Raw genomic sequence first — 20,089 nt, 5'->3', positions numbered from 1 at the left:
AATGAAAACAGGCCGGCGCAATGCGCCGGCCTGTTCTGTTCTTCAGGGCTCCGCCAGGCCTTGTACCCAGACCCCCCATATATCCAGACCAGAAGCGTCCGGGACAGCGGGTTTGGGCAGCCCCAGGCGGGGCCGGAGCTTTTCAGGCCGCGGATGCGTCAGCATCTGCGCGCCTGGTATTACTGCACGCCCTTGACGCGGATGGCGGCCTGGGCGGCGGCGAGGCGGGCAATCGGCACGCGGTAGGGCGAGCAGGAGACGTAGTCGAGGCCGGTCTCCTCGCAGAAGGCGACGGAGGCGGGATCGCCGCCGTGCTCGCCGCAGATGCCGACCTTCAGCCCGGCGCGGGTCTTGCGGCCGCGCTCGACGCCGATGCGCACCAGTTCGCCAACGCCGTCCTGATCAATCGTGACGAACGGATCGGCCGGCAGCAGGCCAGTGGCCGTATAGGTTCCGAGGAACGAGCCGGCGTCGTCGCGGCTGATGCCGAGCGTGGTCTGGGTCAGGTCGTTGGTGCCGAAGGAGAAGAACTCAGCCGATTCGGCGATCTCGCCAGCGCGCAGGGCGGCGCGCGGCAGCTCGATCATGGTGCCGACCTGATACGTGAAGCTGGCGCCGGTTTCCTGCTGTACGGCGACGGCCATGGCGTCGATGCGGGCCTTGACCAGGTCCAGCTCGGCCCGGGTCATGACCAGCGGCACCATCACTTCCGGAATCACCGGTTGGCCGGTTTTCTTCGATGCTTCGACGGCGGCCTCGAAAATGGCCCGGGCCTGCATTTCGGCGATTTCCGGATAGGCCACCGCCAGGCGGCAGCCGCGGAAGCCAAGCATCGGGTTGAACTCGTGCAGCTCCTGGGCGCGGCGGCGCACCTTCTCCGGCGACGCGCCAATGGCCTTCGCCACCTCCTCGATGTCCGCCTCGGTGTGCGGCAGGAACTCGTGCAACGGCGGATCGAGCAGGCGGATGGTGACCGGCAGGCCAGCCATGAGCGTGAACAGCTCGGCGAAGTCCGAACGCTGCATGGGCAGCAGGCGGGCCAGGGCGGCGCGGCGACCGTCCGCATCCTCGGCGAGAATCATCTCGCGCATGGTCATGATGCGGTCGGCGTCGAAGAACATGTGCTCGGTGCGGCACAGGCCGATGCCTTCGGCGCCAAAGGCGCGCGCGGTTTTGGCGTCGCGCGGCGTATCGGCGTTGGCGCGCACCTTCAGGCGGCGGCCGGCGTCGGCCCAGCCCATCAGGGTCGCGAACTCGCCCGACAGTTCTGGCTCGATGGTCGGCACCGCGCCGGCGAACACTTCGCCCGTGCCGCCGTCGAGGGTGATGACGTCGCCGCGATTGAAGACATGGCCGCCGACCGTCATGGTCTGCGCCTTGTAGTCAACGCGGATCGTGCCGGCGCCGGAGACGCATGGCTTGCCCATGCCGCGGGCCACCACGGCGGCGTGCGAGGTCATGCCGCCGCGCGTCGTCAGGATGCCCTCGGCGGCGTGCATGCCGTGAATGTCTTCCGGGCTGGTTTCGATGCGCACCAGAATGACGCGGCGGCCGGCCTTGCGGGCGTCCTCCGCCTCATCGGACGAGAACACGATCTCGCCGCAGGCGGCGCCGGGGGAGGCGGGCAGGCCGCTGGCGACGATGGTGCGGGCGGCCTTGGGGTCGAGGGTGGGGTGCAGCAGTTGGTCGAGCGCCTGGGGCTCAACGCGCAGCACCGCCTCTTCCTTCGTCAGCAGGCCTTCGCTGGCCAGGTCAACGGCGATCCGCAGGGCGGCGCGCGCGGTGCGCTTGCCGTTGCGGGTCTGCAGCATCCACAGCTTGCCTTCCTCGACCGTGAACTCCATGTCCTGCATGTCGCGGTAGTGCTTTTCCAGCAGACCATAGATGCGGACGAGTTCGGCGTAGACCGCCGGCATTTCCTGTTCGAGCGACGGCTTGTCGGAGCCGGCGTTGATGCGCGCCTTTTCCGTGATGTCCTGCGGCGTGCGGATGCCGGCCACCACGTCCTCGCCCTGGGCGTTGATGAGGTATTCGCCGTACAGTTCCTTCTCGCCGGTCGAGGGATTGCGGGTGAAGGCGACGCCGGTGGCGGAGGTCACGCCGCGGTTGCCGAACACCATGGCCTGGATGTTGACCGCCGTGCCCCAGCTGGCCGGAATGCCATGCAATTCACGGTATTTGTTGGCGCGGGCGTTCATCCACGAACCGAACACGGCGCCCATGGCGCCCCAGAGCTGCTCCTTCGCGTCCTGCGGGAAGGGGCGGCCGAGCTCGCGGCTGACGATGTCCTTGTAGACGCCAACCAGCCCCTTCCAGTCCTCGGCGGACAGGTCGGTGTCGAGACCATAACCCTTGCGGTTCTTCACCTGGTCAAGAGCGTCCTCGAAATGGTGGTGCTCCACGCCCAGCACCACGTCGGAATACATGGTGATGAAGCGGCGGTAGCTGTCCCAGGCGAAGCGCGCATCGCCGGACAGGCGGGCGATGGTCTCCACGGTCTCGTCGTTGAGGCCGAGATTGAGAACCGTATCCATCATGCCGGGCATGGAGGCGCGGGCGCCGGACCGCACGGACACCAGCAGCGGGTTTTCCCGATCGCCAAAGGTCTTGCCGGCGATGGCGCCGACGTGGTCCAGCGCGGCGTTCACCTGCGCTTCCAGATCGGCGGGGTATGCCTTGCCGTTGGCGTAATACCAGGTGCAGACCTCGGTGGTCACGGTAAAACCGGGGGGCACGGGGAGGCCGAGATTGGCCATTTCGGCAAGGTTCGCGCCCTTGCCGCCCAGGAGGTTCTTCATGCCCGCTTCGCCTTCGGCGCGTCCGTCGCCAAAGGTGTAGACCCACTTCGTCATGATAGGCGCACTCTCTTGGTTAGAGGCAGCCCGTTTTCGCGAGAACGCGCCGGGAGCGGTTCCTTCACGAGCGCCGGACTGTCCCTTTCATGGAGCTGGAGCGTGAGCCGCCCATTGATCGGGAACCGGAATGGTCCCGGATGGGCGCCGCGCGCGCCAGCCTGCCAGGTTCGGGGAGGGTGTACGGATAGAATTGCAAAAGGCAATGCTGCTGAGCGCCGATCGGCCAGATTTTGCGGCGACCGGCGGCAAATTGACGGCATTTCCCGGTTTTCGGATCGAAAACCACAGGCGTTGGCAGCCAAACGCCGGGGCGGCCGCATCGGGCCGGGGTCCAGACGCCGGCGGCGGCGCTTCCAGCCCCGGCGCGGCGGGCGTTACAGTTTGCGACCGATCAGCAGACCAACCAGCACGGCGGTGAGGGTGGCGTTAATGATGGTCTTGCGCGCCACCGGCTGCTTGCGCTCGCCGGCGATGTCGGCGGACAGCGCCTCGCCAATCGACCTGATTCTTTCGCCGGCTGAACGGGCCGCGTCGAAAGCCTGGGTCGCGGCGGAGCCGGCGGCTTTGGCGCCGACGCCGGCCGCCGCGTCCACGGCGGCGGCGCCCAGGCTGGCGGCGTTGACCGCCGGCAGCGGCGCCGGCTGGCGGCGTGGGCGGGCGAAGGCGTAGATTAGCGCGATGATGGCGATGAGCAGCGCCACGCCGGCCACCGTCAGGTGGCCCGCCACCGGCCCCCAGTAAAAGGCGACGGTCATGAACAGCGCGCTGAGCAGCGCCGAAACCAGCATGATGGAAGCCGCCACGGCGATCGCCACGCCAATCACCAGCCTGACGATGCTCTGGCGGGTTTCCGCGATCCGCGCAGATGCGGCCGCCATCAGCGCGCCGAACATCAGCGGCTCCGGGTCATGAGGCCAATGAGGACGCCGACGCCGAGGGAGGTCAGAATCGCCCCCAGCGGATTGCGGCGCACGGTGTCTTCCACGTCGCCTGCGAAGGAGGCGGCGTGTTGCCTGGCCGAGCCGGCGATATCCGCCCCGGCGCTGCAGGCGTCAGCGGCCGTGGCAAAGACATTGTCCTTCATGGCGCGCACGCTGTCGCCCATGGCGGCGGCGGCAGCCGAGCCCCGGTTGGCGGCGATGGCGGTGACCGCCTCGCTCAGCCTGGCGATATCCTCGCGCAACTGACGCAAATCATCAGCGATGTCGTCCCTGGCTTCGCCTGCCGCCTGCCGGATCTCTTCAGCCCCCTTTTTCACCTCATCGGTCGCCTTGCCGCCAGCTCCGCCGGGCGTCGCATCGTCTTTCTGGGCCATGCCAATCCGCTCCTGTTGTTTTGCACGTCGTCGCGCCGCCCCAATACATTGGAGAGACAGAAGCGGGGCTCCCCATTCATGCCCGGCCGTTGAAACGGTTCTGCATGGATGAAGCCCGCTCCCGGGCGCGGTTGTATCGGCAGGCCGGACCATACGGGGGAAACGCAGCGGCGCCGGTCCGCCAGCCTGGCCCTCATGCCCAAGCTTGCGCCGGACCGTCGCATTGCGCAATCAACATCGCCCGCCGTGGTAAATGCCGGCTGCGATAGGCCTCGCAAGGGCGGCCTGCCTGCACAGGGACAACCGTCCGGGCGCGGTGTTGTTCCCTTGCCGCAGGCGCTCCGGCCCATGGCGGGCGGCTAACGGGCGGCAGGAGTCCGTATCCGGAGGCGGGCGGAAACAGGCGCGGTCGGGCAAGAAAATGCAGCGCCTGCTTGCGTTTCAGGCGCGCCGTGGCCCATCAGGGGCATTCCCGGCCGATATGGATCGGGCCAGGCTCAAGTTTCCCCGGTCTTGCGCGCATTTCCATCGACCATACGATGCCGTCTGGCCGGGGCGGGTTAAAGCACCGCGCCCGGGTTAAGCAGCCCGTCGGGGTCGATGGCGCGCTTCACCGCCCGCATCAGGTCAAGGGCGACCGGGTCCTTGAAGCCAGGCAGCAGATCGCGCTTCAGCCGGCCAACGCCATGTTCGGCCGAGATCGAGCCGCCGTGGCGGGCGACAATGGCGTGCACCGCGTCGTTCATGGCGTCCCACTGGTCGAGATAGGCCGCCTTTTCGGCCGGATCGCCGCTGCCCACCGGCTGGTTGACGTTGAAGTGAATATTGCCGTCGCCCATGTGGCCGAAGGGCACCGGCCGGCAGCCGGGGACCATGGCGGTGACGCAGGCGATCGCTTCATCAAGAAACTGTGGGATCACCGCCACCGGCACCGAAACGTCGTGCTTGATCGAGCCGCCCTCGTGCTTCTGCACCTCGGACAGCGCCTCGCGCAGGGTCCAGAAGGCGGCGCGCTGGTCCAGTGAGGCGGCGATGGCGGCGTCGGAGACCAGGCCGCTCTCGATGGCCGCTTCCAGCAAACCTTCCATGATCTCGTCGAGGCCGCCTTCCGCCGGCGACGACAGCTCCAGCAGCACATACCAGGGCGAGGCCTCGGACAGCGGGTCGCGGGCGCCGGGGATGTGCTTCACCACGAATTCCACGCCGATGCGCGGCACGAGCTCGAAGGTGGTGAGAGAAGAGCCGGCATGGCGTCTGGCCAGCATCAGCAGGTCCAGCCCCGCCGCCGGCGTTGCCACGGCGCAGAAGGCGGTGGCGCGGCTGCGCGGGCGCGGAAACAGCTTGAGCACGGCGGCGGTAACGATGCCCAGGGTGCCCTCCGACCCAACGAACAGGTCCTTCAGGTCGTAGCCCGTGTTGTCCTTGCGCAGCTTGTTGAGGCCATGCCAGACGCGGCCATCGGCCAGCACCACCTCAAGTCCCAGCACCAGATCGCGGGTGTTGCCATAGGCCAGAACCGCCGTGCCGCCGGCATTGGCGGCGATATTGCCGCCGATGGTGCATGAGCCTTCAGACGCCAGCGACAACGGGAACAGCCGGTCGGCCTGGTCGGCCAGTTCCTGCACCTTCAGCAAGGTGAGGCCAGCTTCCACGGTCATGGTGTCGGTGAGCGGGTCGATCTCGCGCACCCGGTCCATGCGGGTCAGCGACAGGACGATGGCGTCGATCTCGCCGCCGGGAATCTGGCCGCCAACGAGGCCGGTGTTGCCGCCCTGGGGCACGACGACCAGCCCCAGCTGGCGCGCATGGCGCACCACGGCGGCGACCTCTTCGGTGGTCGCCGGCTTCACCACGGCGCGGGCGACGCCCTGATACAGGTCGCGCGCCTCGCGCAGGTGCGGCTCCATGTCTGTCGGGGCGGTGATGACATGGCGCGCGCCGACGATGGCGGCGAACCCGCTGAGGTCGATGACGGGGCGGGCGATGGGAGTGGTGACTGCGACGGGCTTGCTCATCGTTTCGCCTTTGATGCGCGGGCGCGCTCGAATACGCCGATCACTTCCGTGTGGGCGGAATAACGGAACTGGTCCACCGGGGTCACGCTCGCGACCGTGAAGCCGCCGCCGGTGAGGATGGCGGCGTCGCGGGCGAAGGTGGCCGGATCACAGGAGACATACACCACCTTGCCGATTTTGGCGGCGGCGATCTGCTGCGCCAGGGCTTCAGCCCCGGCGCGGGGCGGATCGAGGACCAGCGCGTCGTAACGGTCGATCTCCTGCGGGAACAGCGGGCGGCGGAACAGGTCGCGCTTCTCGGTGGTGACGCGCTTCAGCCCCTGGGCGCCGCGAAACGCCCGGTCCAGCGCCGCCAGCGCCGGGGCTTCCAGCTCAATGGCGTGCACCTCCGACTGTTCGGCGAGGCGCAGGGCAAAGGGGCCGCAGCCGGAAAAGCAGTCGAGGACGCGTTTCGCCTTGCCAATGGCGGCCAGCATCAAATCGGCGAGAAGCTGCTCGCCTGCGGCCGTCGCCTGCAAGAAGCCGCCAGGGGCCGGATTGACCAGCGCCTTGCCCATGGCGATCAGCGGCGGCCGGCGCTCCACCAGCACGTCGCCGTGCAGCGACAGGCGGGCGAGGTCGAGCTTCTCCGCCATCTCCACCAGCCGCAGCCGGGTGGCGTCGGCCTGCTTGCCAAGATTTTTCTCGCCAAGCCTGCGAATGTCGACGTCAAGACCGGCCTGGGTGGCGGTGAGCTGGATGTCGAGCGGCTTGCCGAAGCTGGCCAGCAGGCGCGTCAGGGCCGTGGCCACGGCGGGGGCCCGGTCCAGGCCCGGCTCCAGCTCAAGGCAGCGGTCGATGGCGATGAGATCGTGACTGCGCGGAGCCATGAAGCCGGCCGCGGGCTTTCCTGGCGAGACCCGGCCATGCAGGGTGACGCGGCGACGGCCAAGGCCGCGCGCGTCGACCATCGGCAACAGGGCTTCGGCGATGCCGGCGCGTTGCAGCGCCGTGCGCACGGCGCCGGTTTTCCAGGTTTCATAAAGATCCGGGGCCATGTGCCGGGCGACGCAGCCGCCGCACTGGGCTTGCCCAGCGCTATTCTGCCCAGCGCTACTCTGCCCGGCGCTATTCTGCCCGGCGCCGCCTTGCCAGGCGCAATCCTGCGTCCGCCGCTGCGGCGAGGCCTGCGCGACGGACAGCAGCCGGCCGCGATTGCCGCTGATGTCGACGTTGACCACCTCGCCGGGCAGGGCGCCGTCCACATAGAGCGGGCCGTCAGGCGTCAGCGCCACGCCGTCGCCGCGCGCGCCCAGATGGTCGATGGTGAGTTGCTCCGCCACGCGCGGGACCTTTCTGACATGCCGCCTGGCAAGCCAGCCACGCCATTCAGGCTGAACCGGATTGCCGCCGTATCTGTTCTATTCAATGTGTTGCGCACGTTATGGCGGGATGCGTTGAAACAAGATCGCATCTCGGCATAATGATGTGATTTTGCATGATTATTTGTGAAGTCGCGGCGTTCGCGCGTTCGCATCATGCCATTGGCCCGCGCTTTTCGCCGCGCGGCGTCCGCCTCCAGGAAAAGCCTTCAGGAAAACCTTCAGGCGGCGTATGCGGCCGCCACGAGAAATTCCTGGTTGCCGTCGCCGCCGGCGATGGGCGAGGGAATGACGCCGCGAACCGTGAAGCCCAGCTGCGCCAGCAGCGCCGTGACGTCGTCGCAGGCCCGCTGGCGCGCCGCCGCGTCGCGCACCAGCCCCTTGTCGACCAGGGCCCGGCCCACCTCGAACTGGGGCTTGACCAGCGCCACCAGATCGCCGCCGGCCTTCAGCAGCGGCGGAACCGCTGGCAATACCAGACGCAGCGAGATGAAGCTCAGGTCCATCACCGCCATGTCGACCAGGCCGCCGAGCAACTCCGGCGTCACCGTGCGGGCGTCCTGGCCCTCGAAGGCCGCAACGCGCGGATCGGCGGCGATGCGCGGATGCAACTGGCCGTGGCCCACGTCCACCGCCAGCACCCGGGCAACGCCGTGAGCCAGCAAAACGTCGGTGAAGCCGCCGGTGGAGGCTCCCAGGTCAACGCAGGTTCTGCCGGCTGGATCGAGACCAAAATGCGCCAGCGCCGCCGCCAGCTTGACGCCGCCGCGCGAAACCCACGGATAGGGCGCTTCGGCAATGATCTCCGCCCCGGTGTCGATCTGGTCTGACGGCCTGGCAAGGGTTTTGCCGTTAACCTGCACCAGGCCGGCGGCGATCGCCTCCTGCGCCTTGGCGCGACTGTCGAAAAAGCCACGGGCCGTCAGCACCCGGTCGGCGCGATCCCGGGCGGCGCCCAAACTGGCGCGATCCTGGGTGGCGCCCAAGCTGGCGCGATCCAAGCTGGCGCCGTCGCGCGCGCTCTCCACATGGGCGCGGTTGCGCGCCATCGGTTCAACCCGCCCGGCGCGGCGCGACGTCCGCACCGGCGGTCGCCGGGCCGAGGGCGGCCAGCGCCTTTTGTACGATGCCGGCGGCGTCGAGGCCGGCGTCGGCGTACATGCGCTCCGGCTTGTCATGGTCCTGGTATGTGTCCGGCAGCGTCATGGCGCGCACCTTCAGGCCGCCGTCGAGCGCGCCATGATCGGACAGGGCCTGCAACACCCAGGAGCCAAAGCCGCCAACCGAGCCTTCCTCGATGGTGATGAGAACCTCGTGGCTGCGCGCCAGGCCGAGGATCAGCTCCAGATCAAGCGGCTTGGCGAAGCGGGCGTCGGCCACCGTGGTCGACAGGCCGCGCGCCTCCAGATCTTCCGCCGCCTTCAGCGCCTCCGCCAGGCGCGTGCCCAGCGACAGCAAGGCGACGCGGGAGCCTTCGCGCACGATGCGGCCCTTGCCGATGGGCAGCGGAACGCCGCGCTCCGGCATGTCGACGCCGACGCCTTCGCCGCGCGGATAGCGGAAGGCGATGGGGCCGTCGTCATAAGCAGCGGCGGTGGCGACCATGTGGACCAGCTCCGCCTCATCGGCGGCGGCCATCACCACCATGTTGGGCAGGCAGGCGAGATAGGCGATGTCGAAGGCGCCGGCGTGGGTCGGGCCATCGGCGCCGACAAGGCCAGCGCGATCGAGGGCGAAACGCACCGGCAGGTTTTGCAGGGCCACATCGTGCACCACCTGGTCATAGGCGCGCTGCAGGAAGGTGGAGTAGATGGCGCAGAACGGCTTGTAGCCTTCCGTCGCCATGCCGGCGGCGAAGGTGACGGCGTGCTGTTCGGCGATGCCCACGTCGAAGGTGCGGGCCGGGAACTCCTTGCCAAACAGATCAAGCCCGGTGCCTGAGGGCATGGCGGCGGTAACGGCGACGACGCGCTCATCGTCGCGCGCCTCGGCCATTAGCGCATCGGCGAACACCCGCGTATAGGCGGGGGCGTTGGCCTTGGGCTTGCTCTGGGCCCCTGTGACCACGTCAAAGGTGACGACGCCGTGATACTTGTCGGCGGAGGCTTCGGCCGGCGGATAGCCCTTGCCCTTCTGGGTCACCACATGCACCAGCACGGGGCCGTTCTCGGCGTCGCGCACATTCTTCAGCACCGGCAGCAGGTGCTCCAGATTGTGGCCGTCGATCGGGCCGACGTAGAAGAAGCCAAGCTCCTCGAACAGGGTGCCGCCGGTGAGCATGCCGCGGGCATATTCCTCGGCGCGCTGGGCGTTGCGATAGAAGAAGCGCGGCAGCTTGCTGGCCAGCTGCTTGCCGATCTCGCGCAGGGAGCGGTAGGCGCCGCCCGACACCAGCCGGGCCAGATAGGCCGACATGGCGCCAACCGGCGGGGCGATCGACATGTCATTGTCATTGAGAATGACGATCAGGCGCTCGCCGCGCGCGCCGGCGTTGTTCATCGCCTCATAGGCCATGCCGGCGGACATGGCGCCGTCGCCGATGACGCACACCACGTTGCGGCGCTCGCCCTTCAGCTCACTGGCCACCGCCATGCCGAGGCCGGCGGAAATCGAGGTGGATGAGTGGGCGGCGCCAAAGGGGTCGTACGCGCTCTCGGCCCGCTTGGTGAAGCCGGAGAGGCCGTTGACCTGGCGCAGGGTGCGGATGCGGTCGCGCCGTCCGGTCAGGATCTTGTGCGGATAGGCCTGGTGGCCGACATCCCAGATGATGCGGTCGTCCGGCGTGTTGAAGACATAATGCAGGGCGACGGTCAGCTCGACCACGCCAAGGCCGGCGCCAAGATGGCCGCCGGTGACCGAAACCGCGTCAATGGTTTCGGCGCGCAACTCGCCGGCGATCTGCGGCAGATCGCTTTCCGGGAAAGCCCGCAGGTCTGCGGGAATGCGCACTTGATCGAGGAGCGGGGTCTCGACTGCCAAAGTAGATACCTTCAACCGTTTGCCGCGTCACGGATTCCGCTGAAACGGGAGAACCCGCGCGCACTCCGGACATAAGCCTTCACGGGCCGCAGGTCAAAGCCCGCGCGACGCGGCGTCGCGCCGCCGGGAAAGCCGGCTTGCCGTCCCTGCGCCTGTCCTATTCCTGTGGATCCAGCGGAACCACGCCCGCCGGAGCGCCGTCGGGGCCGAGGGCGATTTTCTCGATGCGCGCCTCAGCGTTGCGCAGCAGGGTTTCGCAATGGCGTTTCAGGGCCTCTCCGCGCTCAAAGATGGCGATCGATTCCTCCAGCTCGACCCGCCCTTCCTCAAGCCGGCGCACAATGGCTTCCAGCTCGGACATGGCGGCCTCGAACGGCAGCGCGGCAATGTCGTTGACGCGGGCTTCTCCGGATTTTCCGGGCACTGGTTCGGTCATCTCGGCCTGCTTCCTTCGCGCCTTTCAAAGAGGGTCCTTTTACGCGGAAACGTCGTCGTCCGCACCCCCGCCCGACCCACGGCGCGGCGACGGGGGATAGAGCAGCAACTGGTAGGCCCGGGCGATGCCGATCAGCACCAGGCCAAGACCAATGAACGACAGGGCGCGCCAGACGCCGTCAAGGTTGGACATGTCGAACAGGAAGGCCTTGAGCACCGCCGCGACGATAAACGGCGCCGAGGCGAGGCGGGCCAGACGCCGCTGGCGCACAAGGCCCCAGGCCAGCAGCCCAACGCCGATGACCAGCAGGGCGGCGGTGTAGCACCACCATTCCGCCTCGCCGGCTTCCCGCCAGATGGAGAGCGTGGGCCCCTGGAAATAACGGCGGATGGCCAGCATCACCCAGGCGGTGAACAGGGCGAGGCCGAGCACGCCGGTCGCCAGGGTGCGCCAGCGCGGCCAGTGCGTCCGGTTCAGCGCCGCGAGGCCGGCGGCGATGAGCGCCGGAATGAGGTAGGCCGGGATCAGTGAATTGAACAGGGCGCCGCCCATGACGGTCTCACCCGTAAACAGCGGGTTGGCGAAGATGAACAGGCCCATGACGATCAGCACCGTCGATATCGCCATGAACGCCAGGCTGGCGACGCGGTAGACCAGATCAGCCCGCCGCCGGTTCATGCGCGACAGGGCCAGCGAGAACAGCAACGAGCAACTGGCCAGCAGGCCGGTTTCCAGATGATCGGAGGCGGCGCGGAACGGGTCGCCGCCATTCAGGGCGTGGCGGACCTCGAACAGCACCAGCAGCGCCGAGAAGATGATGGCGAGGCTTTCGCACAGGCCGGTGATCCGGTCGCGGCCCTGGCGCGCCAGCAGCATGGCGGCGGCCCAGAAGGCGAGGGCGGGGGCGCCGTAGCCCCAGAGCAGCCAGTTGAACACCGGCGTCGCGCCCATGGCGCCGTCGGCGGCGATGGCCGGGTTCCAGGCCAGACGACAAAGGATGAGCAGGCCAAGGGCGCCCACCGCATAGCGCAGGGCGGGCAACTCCAGCCGCGCCGCCACCCAGGCCGTTCCCGCCGCCGCGAGGGCGAAGGCCACGGTCAGCATGCCCTTGTCGAGCGCGAAGGTGAGGCCGAGCGCCACGGCGGCGACGGCCCCGGAGGCGATGGCGCCGACCGCCAGTTGGTGGTGGGGCGCAGCACCCTGCGACCCGGCGCGCAGTCGCGCCGCCAGCGCCACGCCGGCCAGCGCCAGCACGGCGGCGACCAGGGCGAACGGGATGCTTGCTGCGAAGCCGGCGATCTTCATCCACACCACGGTCATGACGCCAAGCGGCGTCAGCGTGGCGGCGGCGGCATGGCTGGCGGCGGCGAACAGCGGCAGATCGCCGCCGGCCAGCAGGCGGCGCAGGGCGCCGGCGGCGATGGCGAGGCCGGCGATGATGGCGAATGCGAGATAGATCGTGAGATTTTCCGGCATCGGATGAGGGCCGACGCCGCCGGGGGCGAGGGTTTGCGGCTCCGTCATGGCCAGCGCGACGACGCGCCAGTTCCACAGGGCGCCGGCGGTGATGACGCCAGCCAGCACGGTGGCCGGCGCCACGGCCGCAATGCGCCAGCCGGTGGCGAACAGCACGCCGGCCATGGCGCCGGCGGCAAGCATGCGCGCCGGCGGCGTCAGAGGCAGGTCCGATGCGGCGAAGCCCAGAGCGGTGAACGTGGCCAGCACGATGAGAGCGAACCAGTCCGGCCGCGCCTCCGCATCCGGCGTGCGCCAGTGCGGCTCCACCGCCAGCACGGCGGCGGCCAGCAGCAACTGGATCAGCACATGGGCATTGACGGCGAGCGGCGCGTCATGGCCGGAGGCGACCAGCGCCAGCCCCCACAGCCAGGCGCCGACGGCAGTCGCGATGGCCAGCCAGCGCCAGCGCCGGATGCGGGCAAGGGCGTAAGCGGCGCCAACCACGGCGGCGAGATAAAGCGTCAGCGCCCACAAGTTTGGCTGGTTCGACGAAACCATGAAGGGCGCGGCGAGGGCGGCCGGCAGGCCAAGCGCCGCCAGCGCCGGACCTTGCAGCGCGGCGCTGAACATGGCCAGCACAGCCACGACGCCGAGAGTAACGAAAGCCAGCGCCGGACCGATGAAGGCATAGAGCGCATAAGCGGCGTAGACCGAGCCGAAAATGGTTGCGGCGCCAGCAGCGGTGAGGGCGGCGGGTACGCCAGGAACAGCGAATGGGTGATCGGCGACAGCCGTCGCCCGGCCGGCGCGCAGGTCGCGCCGCCGCAGCCATTCGCCGCCGGCAACGAGGGTGAGGCCAAGCGCCAGCCCCAGAACCACCCGCGCGGCGGGCCCGAAATAGCCTTCCTCGATGCTGAAGCGCACCAGCATCAGGCCGCCGATGGCCAGCGCGAGGGCGCCGACCCAGACGCTCCAGCGGGCGCCGAGCTTTTCTTCGAAGCTGCGGCCGTCGCCCCTGGATTTGCGGGCGGCGCGAGCAGATGTGAGGGCCGAATCCCTGTCCGGGCCTTGCCCATGGGCAGCCGTCGCGGGCTCTGCCTGCGCGCCTTCTGCCTGCGCACCCCCGGCTTGCGCGCCGCCCGGCGGCGAGGCGGCGGGGCGCAGGTCCCCGGCGCTCTGCGGGCTGGCGACGGTTGGCGCGGGGGCTGCTTCAGCCGGCCGGGCGGCGGGCGTCGCCTGCGTGGCGGTGGTTTCGGGCGGGCTTCTGAGTTGGGCGACGGTCTGCTCCAGCCGCATCACCCGTGCTTCCAGCAACGAGGCGCGGCTGCGGGCGCCGATGCTCAGGACCAGAGCGACAATGGCGATGACCGGAATGGACAGCACAAGCAGGACGAGAAGTGTCAGTTCGCTGTCCAAGGTTGTCTCCCTTCGCGATCATCTGTCGGTTGGGCGCTGTCTTATCCGCAAATGGGCTGGATAGTGAAATCGGGCGGACCGCGCCGTTTCACGGCGGCAGCGGGTCCCGCCGCTGATCAAGGCGAAAAACTGATTCATCGGCGGCAAATACGGGTTTGATTATACGGGTTTTTTGCGAGTTCTGGTTGTCTGGTTCCGGCTCCCGCCACTGCCGGGCGCCGCCTGGCTCACAAAATGGTCAGGGCGCGTTGCAGCGGTTACACATGAGGCAGTCCTCCTGATTTCAGGTGTGTTGGCGAAATCTTAACCCGACCTGGTCCAGCATCTTCGTCGCGATGGCGCGCCGCGCCGGCCTGCTTGCGCCCAATTCCTCACGTTCTGATTCAGAATCGGTGTTTGCCGGCAAGTCCCTGGCGGAGCCGGGATAATCCCGCCTGGCTTCAGCGCCCTGACCCCGATGGCATTCCGGGAAAAGCTCCGGTTGGTTTGCGCCTCAATGGGGCCGCGTAGACAGGGTCGCTTTTCTGAAAAACTGAATCCGGATTGTGCGCCATCCCTTTGAACGAGCGTCGTTTCAGGGCGAAAAAGGCTATCGGCCTTGCTATCGCGCGCCCTTCCGTCGCGCGGCTCCAGCCCAAGAATCCTGAGCCCGGGCATCCTGAGCCTGGAAGCCCTCGGCCTGGGAGCCCCCGACCCCGGCGCCCCCGGCCCGGGCGCCTTGCTCCTGGTCGGCGTCCAGATCCCCGCACAGGCAGGCGAAGCGCTGCAAAAAGCGTGCGCTGGCTTCGTCGGCGCTCCACGGGGCGAGGAAATCGTCAATGACGAATGACAGGGGCAACGGCGGGCCGAACAGGACGCTGGCTTCCTCCGCATCGAAGCCCGCCAGCTGGACCGCTTCATGCCAGGCTGACTGCCTGTCGGCCTGCTTGACGATGCGATGAATCAACGGCGCCGCGCGGGGCAGCAGGCCGAAGCGACGGTGCACCGCTTCCTGCAGGCGCGCCTCGATCTGGCCGTAACCATCGCCAAGCACCGCCTTGAACGGCGAAATCATGTCGCCGATGACGTATTCCGGCGCATCATGCAGCAGCACCGTCAGCCGGCCCTTGCGCGACAGGTGCGGGTGCAGGTCGGCGGCGATGGCCTCCACGAAGACGCAGTGCTGGGCGACCGAGAAGATCGCTGGCCCCAGGGTCTGGCCGTTCCAGCGCGCCACCCGGGCCAGACCGTGGGCGATGTCGGCGATCTCGATGTCCAGCGGCGACGGGTCGAGCAGATCGAGCCGGCGTCCGGACAGCATGCGTTGCCAGGCGCGGGATGGCGGGCGGGATCCTGCCCGGGGTGGTGCGATGGGGGCTTTGCGCGTCAAGGCCGAGGTTCCCGAACGGCGTCCTGTTGCAGGAAAATATGCCGGAGCGCGGTGGGTTCAGGCTGAACCGCATCCCAGCTCCAATGCTCTTCGTTTTGAGCGAATTCTGATCGATCAGCCGGGTTCGGCGGATCGGAAAGCGCTCTGGCTGGCCGTTGCGCCATCGTCGCAGCGCAGCTTTCCCGGGCTGGCGTCGCTGGCGCAGGCGGCGCATTCGCCATGACGATAGCAATCCAGCAGATGGTCGTTGACCATGCCCACCGCCTGCATGAAGGCGTAAGTGATGGTGGGGCCGCAGAACTTGAAGCCGCGCGCCTTCAGCTCCTTCGACATGCGACGGGAGGCTTCGCTTTCTGTCGGCGCATCGGCGCGGGCCCGCAGACGGTTCTGCACGGGCGCGCCGTCGACAAAGTCCCACAGAAATTTTGAAAATCCCTGCTTTTCCTGGATATCGAGCCAGATGCGGGCCCCGGCGATGGTTCCGATGATTTTGGCGCGGTTGCGCACAATGCCCGCGTCGTTCATCAGCCGCGCCACGTCGTCGTCGTCAAAGCGGGCGATGGCCTCCGGTTCAAACCCGGCGAAGGCGCGGCGAAAGCCGTCGCGCTTGCGCAGGATGGTGATCCACGACAGGCCGGCCTGAAAACCATCCAGAATCAGTTTCTCAAACAGGGCCCGGTCATCGTGCTCCGGCACGCCCCATTCCCCGTCGTGGTAGGCCACATAAAACGGATCGGTTCCGGGCCACCAGCAACGGGCGCGCCCGTCATCGTGGATGATCAGATCATTGCCGGTGAGGGCGCCGCCGGTTTCCGCCACGATCCGTTCCTTGTGCGCAAGAGAGTATCAAGAGGAGATTATGCTCATTGAAGAACATATAAGGAACAAATGCAAGCCGGCGTTATCCCCGCCGTTCAGGCATCCGCCATGTCGAAGGTGGCCCAGGCTGGCCTGGCCAGGGTTATCGGCGCGCCGTTGACCTGTGGCGTCACGCCGGCCGCCAGGGCGTCGGCGTAGCGATCAAGCCGCACCATGGCGATGGCGCTGGCGCCAGCGCTGGCGCGGATGTCGCCGATGCGTTTGTCGCCGGCCATGATGTCATCGCCCTGGCTGACCACGGCGGCTTCATCCAGCCTGGCGGCGACCATCCGGGTGCGGGCCGTGCCGCGGTGGTGCATGCGCGACACCACCTCCTGGCCAACATAGCAACCCTTGTCGAAAGCGATGGCCCCAAGCTGGTCGAGGTCGGCCTCATGGGGGAACACCTCGCCAAAGGCATAGTCCGCCCCGCCCTCGGGCACGGCCAGGGCGATGCGGTGGGCGCGCCAGGCCAGATGACCGGCGTTCGCGTCGATGCCGTCCAGCCCGGCCATGGCCGCTGCCGGCGCGATGGCGCGCTGGCCAAGGGCGGGGAGGCGGGGATCGGCCAGGGCAAGGCCAGGCAACTGCGGACCGTCATCGTTCCAGCGCGCGGCGACGGCGTAATCGTCGCTACGGTTGGTGACAACCACTTTGGCGCGCAGCTTGTAGAAGTTCAGCCGTTTGGCCAGATCGGCGGCGCTGGCGGCGGCGACATCGAACAGGAAGCCGCCCTCATCCAGTCCGGGCAGGCTGCCTGCCGGCGCAGGCGCCACGAGAAAATCAAACAGGATCTTGCCCTGCGGCGTCAGTAGCGCGCCCAGGCTGGCGTCACCCGGTTTCAGGTGGTCGATGTCGCAGGTCACCAGCCCCTGCAGCAGGCTCATGGCGTCGGCGCCTGTAACGGAAACGACTCCGCGATCTGACAGATGGGCGACTGGCATTGGCATTCTCCTGCAGGACCAGGCGACGCTTGCGCGCCTGTGCTGGCTGACATAATCCCACCTTGCGCCGGTTCCAACATGCCGGAATGGTATGGCTTGAGCACAGGCAGACGGGGCGCAGGCAGGAGAGCAGACTGATGGCCGATATTTACGATCTCGTTCTCGCGGGCGGCAATGTCGTCAACCAGGATGGCGAGGGCGTGCGCGACGTCGCGGTCCGCGACGGTCGCATCGTGCATATTGGCCCGGTCGACCCGTCGAAGGCGGGGCGCGTCATCGATTGCCGTGGCCTGACGATCCTGCCTGGCGTCATCGACACCCAGGTGCATTTCCGCGAGCCGGGCCTCGACCACAAGGAAGATCTGGAAACCGGCTCGCGCGCCGCCGTCATGGGCGGCGTCACGGCGGTGTTCGAGATGCCAAACACCAACCCGCAGACGGTGACGGCGGAGACGCTGGCCGACAAGGTGCGGCGCGGCCATCATCGCATGCATTGCGATTTCGCCTTCTGGGTTGGCGGCACCCACGACAACGCCGCCGACATTCCGGAACTGGAGCGTCTGCCGGGGGCGGCTGGCGTCAAGGTGTTCATGGGCTCGTCCACCGGCGATCTGCTGGTGGAGGACGACGAGGGCGTTGGCCGCATCCTGCGCCAGACGCGCCGTCGCGCCGCCTTCCATTCCGAGGACGAGATGATGCTGCGCGAGCGCAAGGATCTGCGCGTCGCCGGCGATCCGTCGAGTCATCCGGTCTGGCGCTCGGCGGAGGTGGCGCTGCGCTGCACCGAACGGCTGGTGCGCATTGCCCGCAACGAGGGCGCGGCGATCCACGTGCTGCACATTTCGACGGCCGACGAGATGCGCTTTCTTGCCGGCTGCAAGGATGTCGCCTCCTGTGAGGTGACGCCGCATCACCTGACGCTGGCCGGGCCAGAAGCATATGAGAAGCTGGGAACCCTGGTGCAGATGAACCCGCCGGTGCGCGACGCAGCCCACCGGGCCGGCATCTGGGAGGGCGTGACCCAGGGCGTTGCCGATATTCTCGGCTCTGACCATGCGCCGCATACGCTGGAAGAAAAGGCGAAACCCTATCCGGAGTCGCCCTCTGGCATGACCGGCGTGCAGACGCTGGTGCCGACCATGCTGAACCATGTGGCGCAGGGGCGCATGACCCTGGCCCGCTTCGTCGACATGACCAGCGCTGGCCCGGCCCGGCTGTTCGGCATCGCCCGCAAGGGCCGCATCGCCGTGGGTTATGACGCGGACTTCACCATCGTGGACCTGAAGCGCACTGAAACCATCCGCAACGGCTGGATTGCCTCGCGCTGCGCCTGGACGCCCTATGACGGCGTTTCCGTCACCGGCTGGCCGGTGGGAACGGTGGTGCGCGGCCATGTGGTGATGTGGGAGGGCGAACTGGCAACCCCGTCCCAGGGCGAGACCGTGCGCTTTGCCCAGGCGTTGCCGCGCGGGTAAGGCGCCGTTGTCGTCATGCGCCGCGCGCCAGTGAGGTCGCGCGGCCTGTGCGGGTTGCTGCCCGGCCCGGCGTCGTCTGTCATTGTGGCGGCGTATGGGAATGGAGCGGGCGATGGGCGGTTCATCTGACCAGCGGCAGAATTCGCAGCAGGAGAATGGCGCGGTGCTGGCCTTGCTGGCGTTCATGCTCTGGGCGGCGGGTGGCGGCGGTCCGGCCCTCCCGCAGGCGCGGCGCCCGCGCGCGGCCTCCGGTAGCGGTTACGTTGGGCAGCCGTGGCCGTTGCCACCGCCGCCCCCGGCCCCGTATCCCCAGCCGTCCCTGCGGCCCGATACGGCCAGTATCGGCGCGGAGTTGGGGAGGCATTTTGCGCAGGGGCGGCTGGCTCCTGGCGCGATCGCCAGATATGTGCGACGCGGAGGGAGAGATCTCCCGCCTGAACTTCAACGCCTGTCTGATCCGCAGGAGTGGGCCGCCTTTCAGGACATGAGTACCCGCCTTTCGCGTCAGCTCCGGCCGTCCAGCGTGTCGCCGGGCGCGGGAGGATCTGCCGGGGGCGAACCCGTGCTGAGCGCGGAGGAATGGCAGGGCGTGCGCGACGCCATGCGCGGAGCGACCGGGGTCATGCGGCAATTCCGGGACCAGTACGGCGCGGGCATATTTGATGCGGGCAATGGCCTTGCTGGCGGAGCGGCGGGAGGCGCAGGCGATGCCTATGTCCATATCGTCAATGGCCGCGTGGCGCGCCCGGGCCTGGCTTCATTCGCTGACGGGGGCGCTGGCGCCGGCTCACTGCCGCGATCGGCGTTCCATGTGGATGTGGATGATTGCGTGGAGAAGGCGGCGGCGCAGCTTATAGTATTGTGAGGTTTGCGGCGCCCGCTCGCGAAGCGCCGCGCCCCGCATTACCTGACGATGACCTTCGCCCCGGACTGCACGCGATTGTACAGGTCGATGACGTCGATATTGCGCATGCGGATGCAGCCGGACGATTCGGCGCGGCCGATCTTCTCCGGCTCATTGGTGCCGTGGATGCGGTACAGGGTGTCCTTGCCGTTCTGATAAAGGTACAGCGCCCGCGCGCCCAGCGGATTGCCCGGGCCGCCCTTCGTGTCGCGCACGTGCGGCCAGCGCTGCTTCATTTCCGCCGGGGGATGCCAGTCCGGCCATTCCGCCTTGCGCTGCACCACGGCGGTTCCCGTCCAGCCGAAGGCTTCGTTGCCGACGGCGACGCCGTAGCGCATCATCTTGCCGCCGGGCAGCACGTAATAGAGCTGGCGCGCTTTGGTGTCGACGATGATGGTTCCCGGTTCCTCGCCGGTGTCGTCCTTCATCATGTAGCGGGCATAGATCGGGTCCTGCTCCGCCTTGGGAACCTGGGCCAGCCATTCGGCGTCGCGGCCCGATACCTCAGGGTCGGGCGTCGCCGTATAGCAGCCGGCGAGCAGAACAGAGGTCGCGGCCGCCATAACGACCCTCGAAAGATACGGCATTGTCAGTCCCTGATGCCAGGATGCAAAGCTGCTGGCGCATCCGCATCCCGGATAGCTCAAGCGCCGCACTGGCTTGACCAACGCCCGACGAGCGACGCTCATCAGGCGTTGGCATGA

General features: G+C 68.1%; 15 protein-coding genes. 2 read left to right on the top strand and 13 right to left on the bottom strand.

The window, feature by feature from the left end; genetic code table 11:
- Positions 1-179: 179 nt before the first annotated feature.
- The 12 genes from ppdK to ygfZ all read right to left on the bottom strand — a co-directional run bounded on the left by ppdK (position 180) and on the right by ygfZ (position 17,006).
- Complete coding sequence (ppdK, locus tag ACERNI_RS06930; RefSeq protein WP_448832542.1) at positions 180-2,852, bottom strand: pyruvate, phosphate dikinase; 2,673 nt, start codon at positions 2,850-2,852, stop codon at positions 180-182.
- 377 nt (positions 2,853-3,229) lie between these two features.
- Entirely contained in the window at positions 3,230-3,748 is a 519-nt protein-coding gene (locus ACERNI_RS06925; RefSeq protein ID WP_448832541.1) for a hypothetical protein, read from the bottom strand.
- A complete protein-coding gene (locus tag ACERNI_RS06920; RefSeq protein WP_448832540.1) occupies positions 3,748-4,170 on the bottom strand; it encodes a DUF883 family protein in 423 nt (140 codons plus the stop codon). The genes ACERNI_RS06925 and ACERNI_RS06920 overlap by 1 nt, the downstream gene beginning before the upstream one ends.
- A 560-nt stretch (positions 4,171-4,730) precedes the next feature.
- On the bottom strand, positions 4,731-6,185 hold the full coding sequence (locus ACERNI_RS06915; protein WP_448832539.1) for an FAD-binding oxidoreductase: 1,455 nt from the start codon (positions 6,183-6,185) through the stop codon (positions 4,731-4,733).
- Positions 6,182-7,507, bottom strand: coding sequence for a class I SAM-dependent RNA methyltransferase (locus ACERNI_RS06910; RefSeq protein WP_448832538.1), 1,326 nt, complete (start codon positions 7,505-7,507; stop codon positions 6,182-6,184). Before ACERNI_RS06910 ends, ACERNI_RS06915 begins: the two co-directional genes overlap by 4 nt.
- A gap of 260 nt (positions 7,508-7,767) precedes the next feature.
- On the bottom strand, positions 7,768-8,595 hold the full coding sequence (locus tag ACERNI_RS06905; protein ID WP_448832537.1) for a TlyA family RNA methyltransferase: 828 nt from the start codon (positions 8,593-8,595) through the stop codon (positions 7,768-7,770).
- Between the two features lie 4 nt (positions 8,596-8,599).
- Complete coding sequence (dxs, locus tag ACERNI_RS06900; protein ID WP_448832536.1) at positions 8,600-10,525, bottom strand: 1-deoxy-D-xylulose-5-phosphate synthase; 1,926 nt, start codon at positions 10,523-10,525, stop codon at positions 8,600-8,602.
- A 157-nt stretch (positions 10,526-10,682) separates the two neighbouring features.
- On the bottom strand, positions 10,683-10,961 hold the full coding sequence (locus ACERNI_RS06895) for an exodeoxyribonuclease VII small subunit (protein WP_448832535.1): 279 nt from the start codon (positions 10,959-10,961) through the stop codon (positions 10,683-10,685).
- Between the two features lie 39 nt (positions 10,962-11,000).
- Entirely contained in the window at positions 11,001-13,835 is a 2,835-nt protein-coding gene (locus ACERNI_RS06890) for a DUF2339 domain-containing protein (protein ID WP_448832534.1), read from the bottom strand.
- A 601-nt stretch (positions 13,836-14,436) separates the two neighbouring features.
- Positions 14,437-15,135 (bottom strand): hydrolase, encoded by a 699-nt coding sequence (locus ACERNI_RS06885; protein WP_448832533.1) that lies wholly within the window; start codon positions 15,133-15,135, stop codon positions 14,437-14,439.
- Positions 15,136-15,318: 183 nt separating this feature from the next.
- On the bottom strand, positions 15,319-16,026 hold the full coding sequence (locus ACERNI_RS06880; protein ID WP_448832833.1) for a DNA-3-methyladenine glycosylase I: 708 nt from the start codon (positions 16,024-16,026) through the stop codon (positions 15,319-15,321).
- 92 nt (positions 16,027-16,118) lie between these two features.
- Positions 16,119-17,006 (bottom strand): CAF17-like 4Fe-4S cluster assembly/insertion protein YgfZ, encoded by an 888-nt coding sequence (gene ygfZ / locus ACERNI_RS06875; protein WP_448832532.1) that lies wholly within the window; start codon positions 17,004-17,006, stop codon positions 16,119-16,121.
- 137 nt (positions 17,007-17,143) lie between these two features.
- Between ygfZ and ACERNI_RS06870 the strand changes: the two genes are divergently transcribed.
- Together ACERNI_RS06870 and ACERNI_RS06865 are read left to right on the top strand one after the other, a co-directional pair.
- Entirely contained in the window at positions 17,144-18,481 is a 1,338-nt protein-coding gene (locus tag ACERNI_RS06870) for a dihydroorotase (RefSeq protein ID WP_448832531.1), read from the top strand.
- 562 nt (positions 18,482-19,043) lie between these two features.
- A complete protein-coding gene (locus ACERNI_RS06865; protein WP_448832530.1) occupies positions 19,044-19,346 on the top strand; it encodes a hypothetical protein in 303 nt (100 codons plus the stop codon).
- A 38-nt stretch (positions 19,347-19,384) separates the two neighbouring features.
- On the opposite strand, the gene ACERNI_RS06860 is transcribed toward ACERNI_RS06865, so the two are convergent.
- Positions 19,385-19,972, bottom strand: coding sequence for a L,D-transpeptidase (locus ACERNI_RS06860; RefSeq protein WP_448832529.1), 588 nt, complete (start codon positions 19,970-19,972; stop codon positions 19,385-19,387).
- Positions 19,973-20,089 lie beyond the last annotated feature (117 nt).

The sequence above is a fragment of the Camelimonas sp. ID_303_24 genome (genome assembly GCF_053543495.1).
The sequence above is the reverse complement of the archived record's forward strand: the minus strand, read 5'-3'. Positions and strand labels throughout refer to the sequence as shown.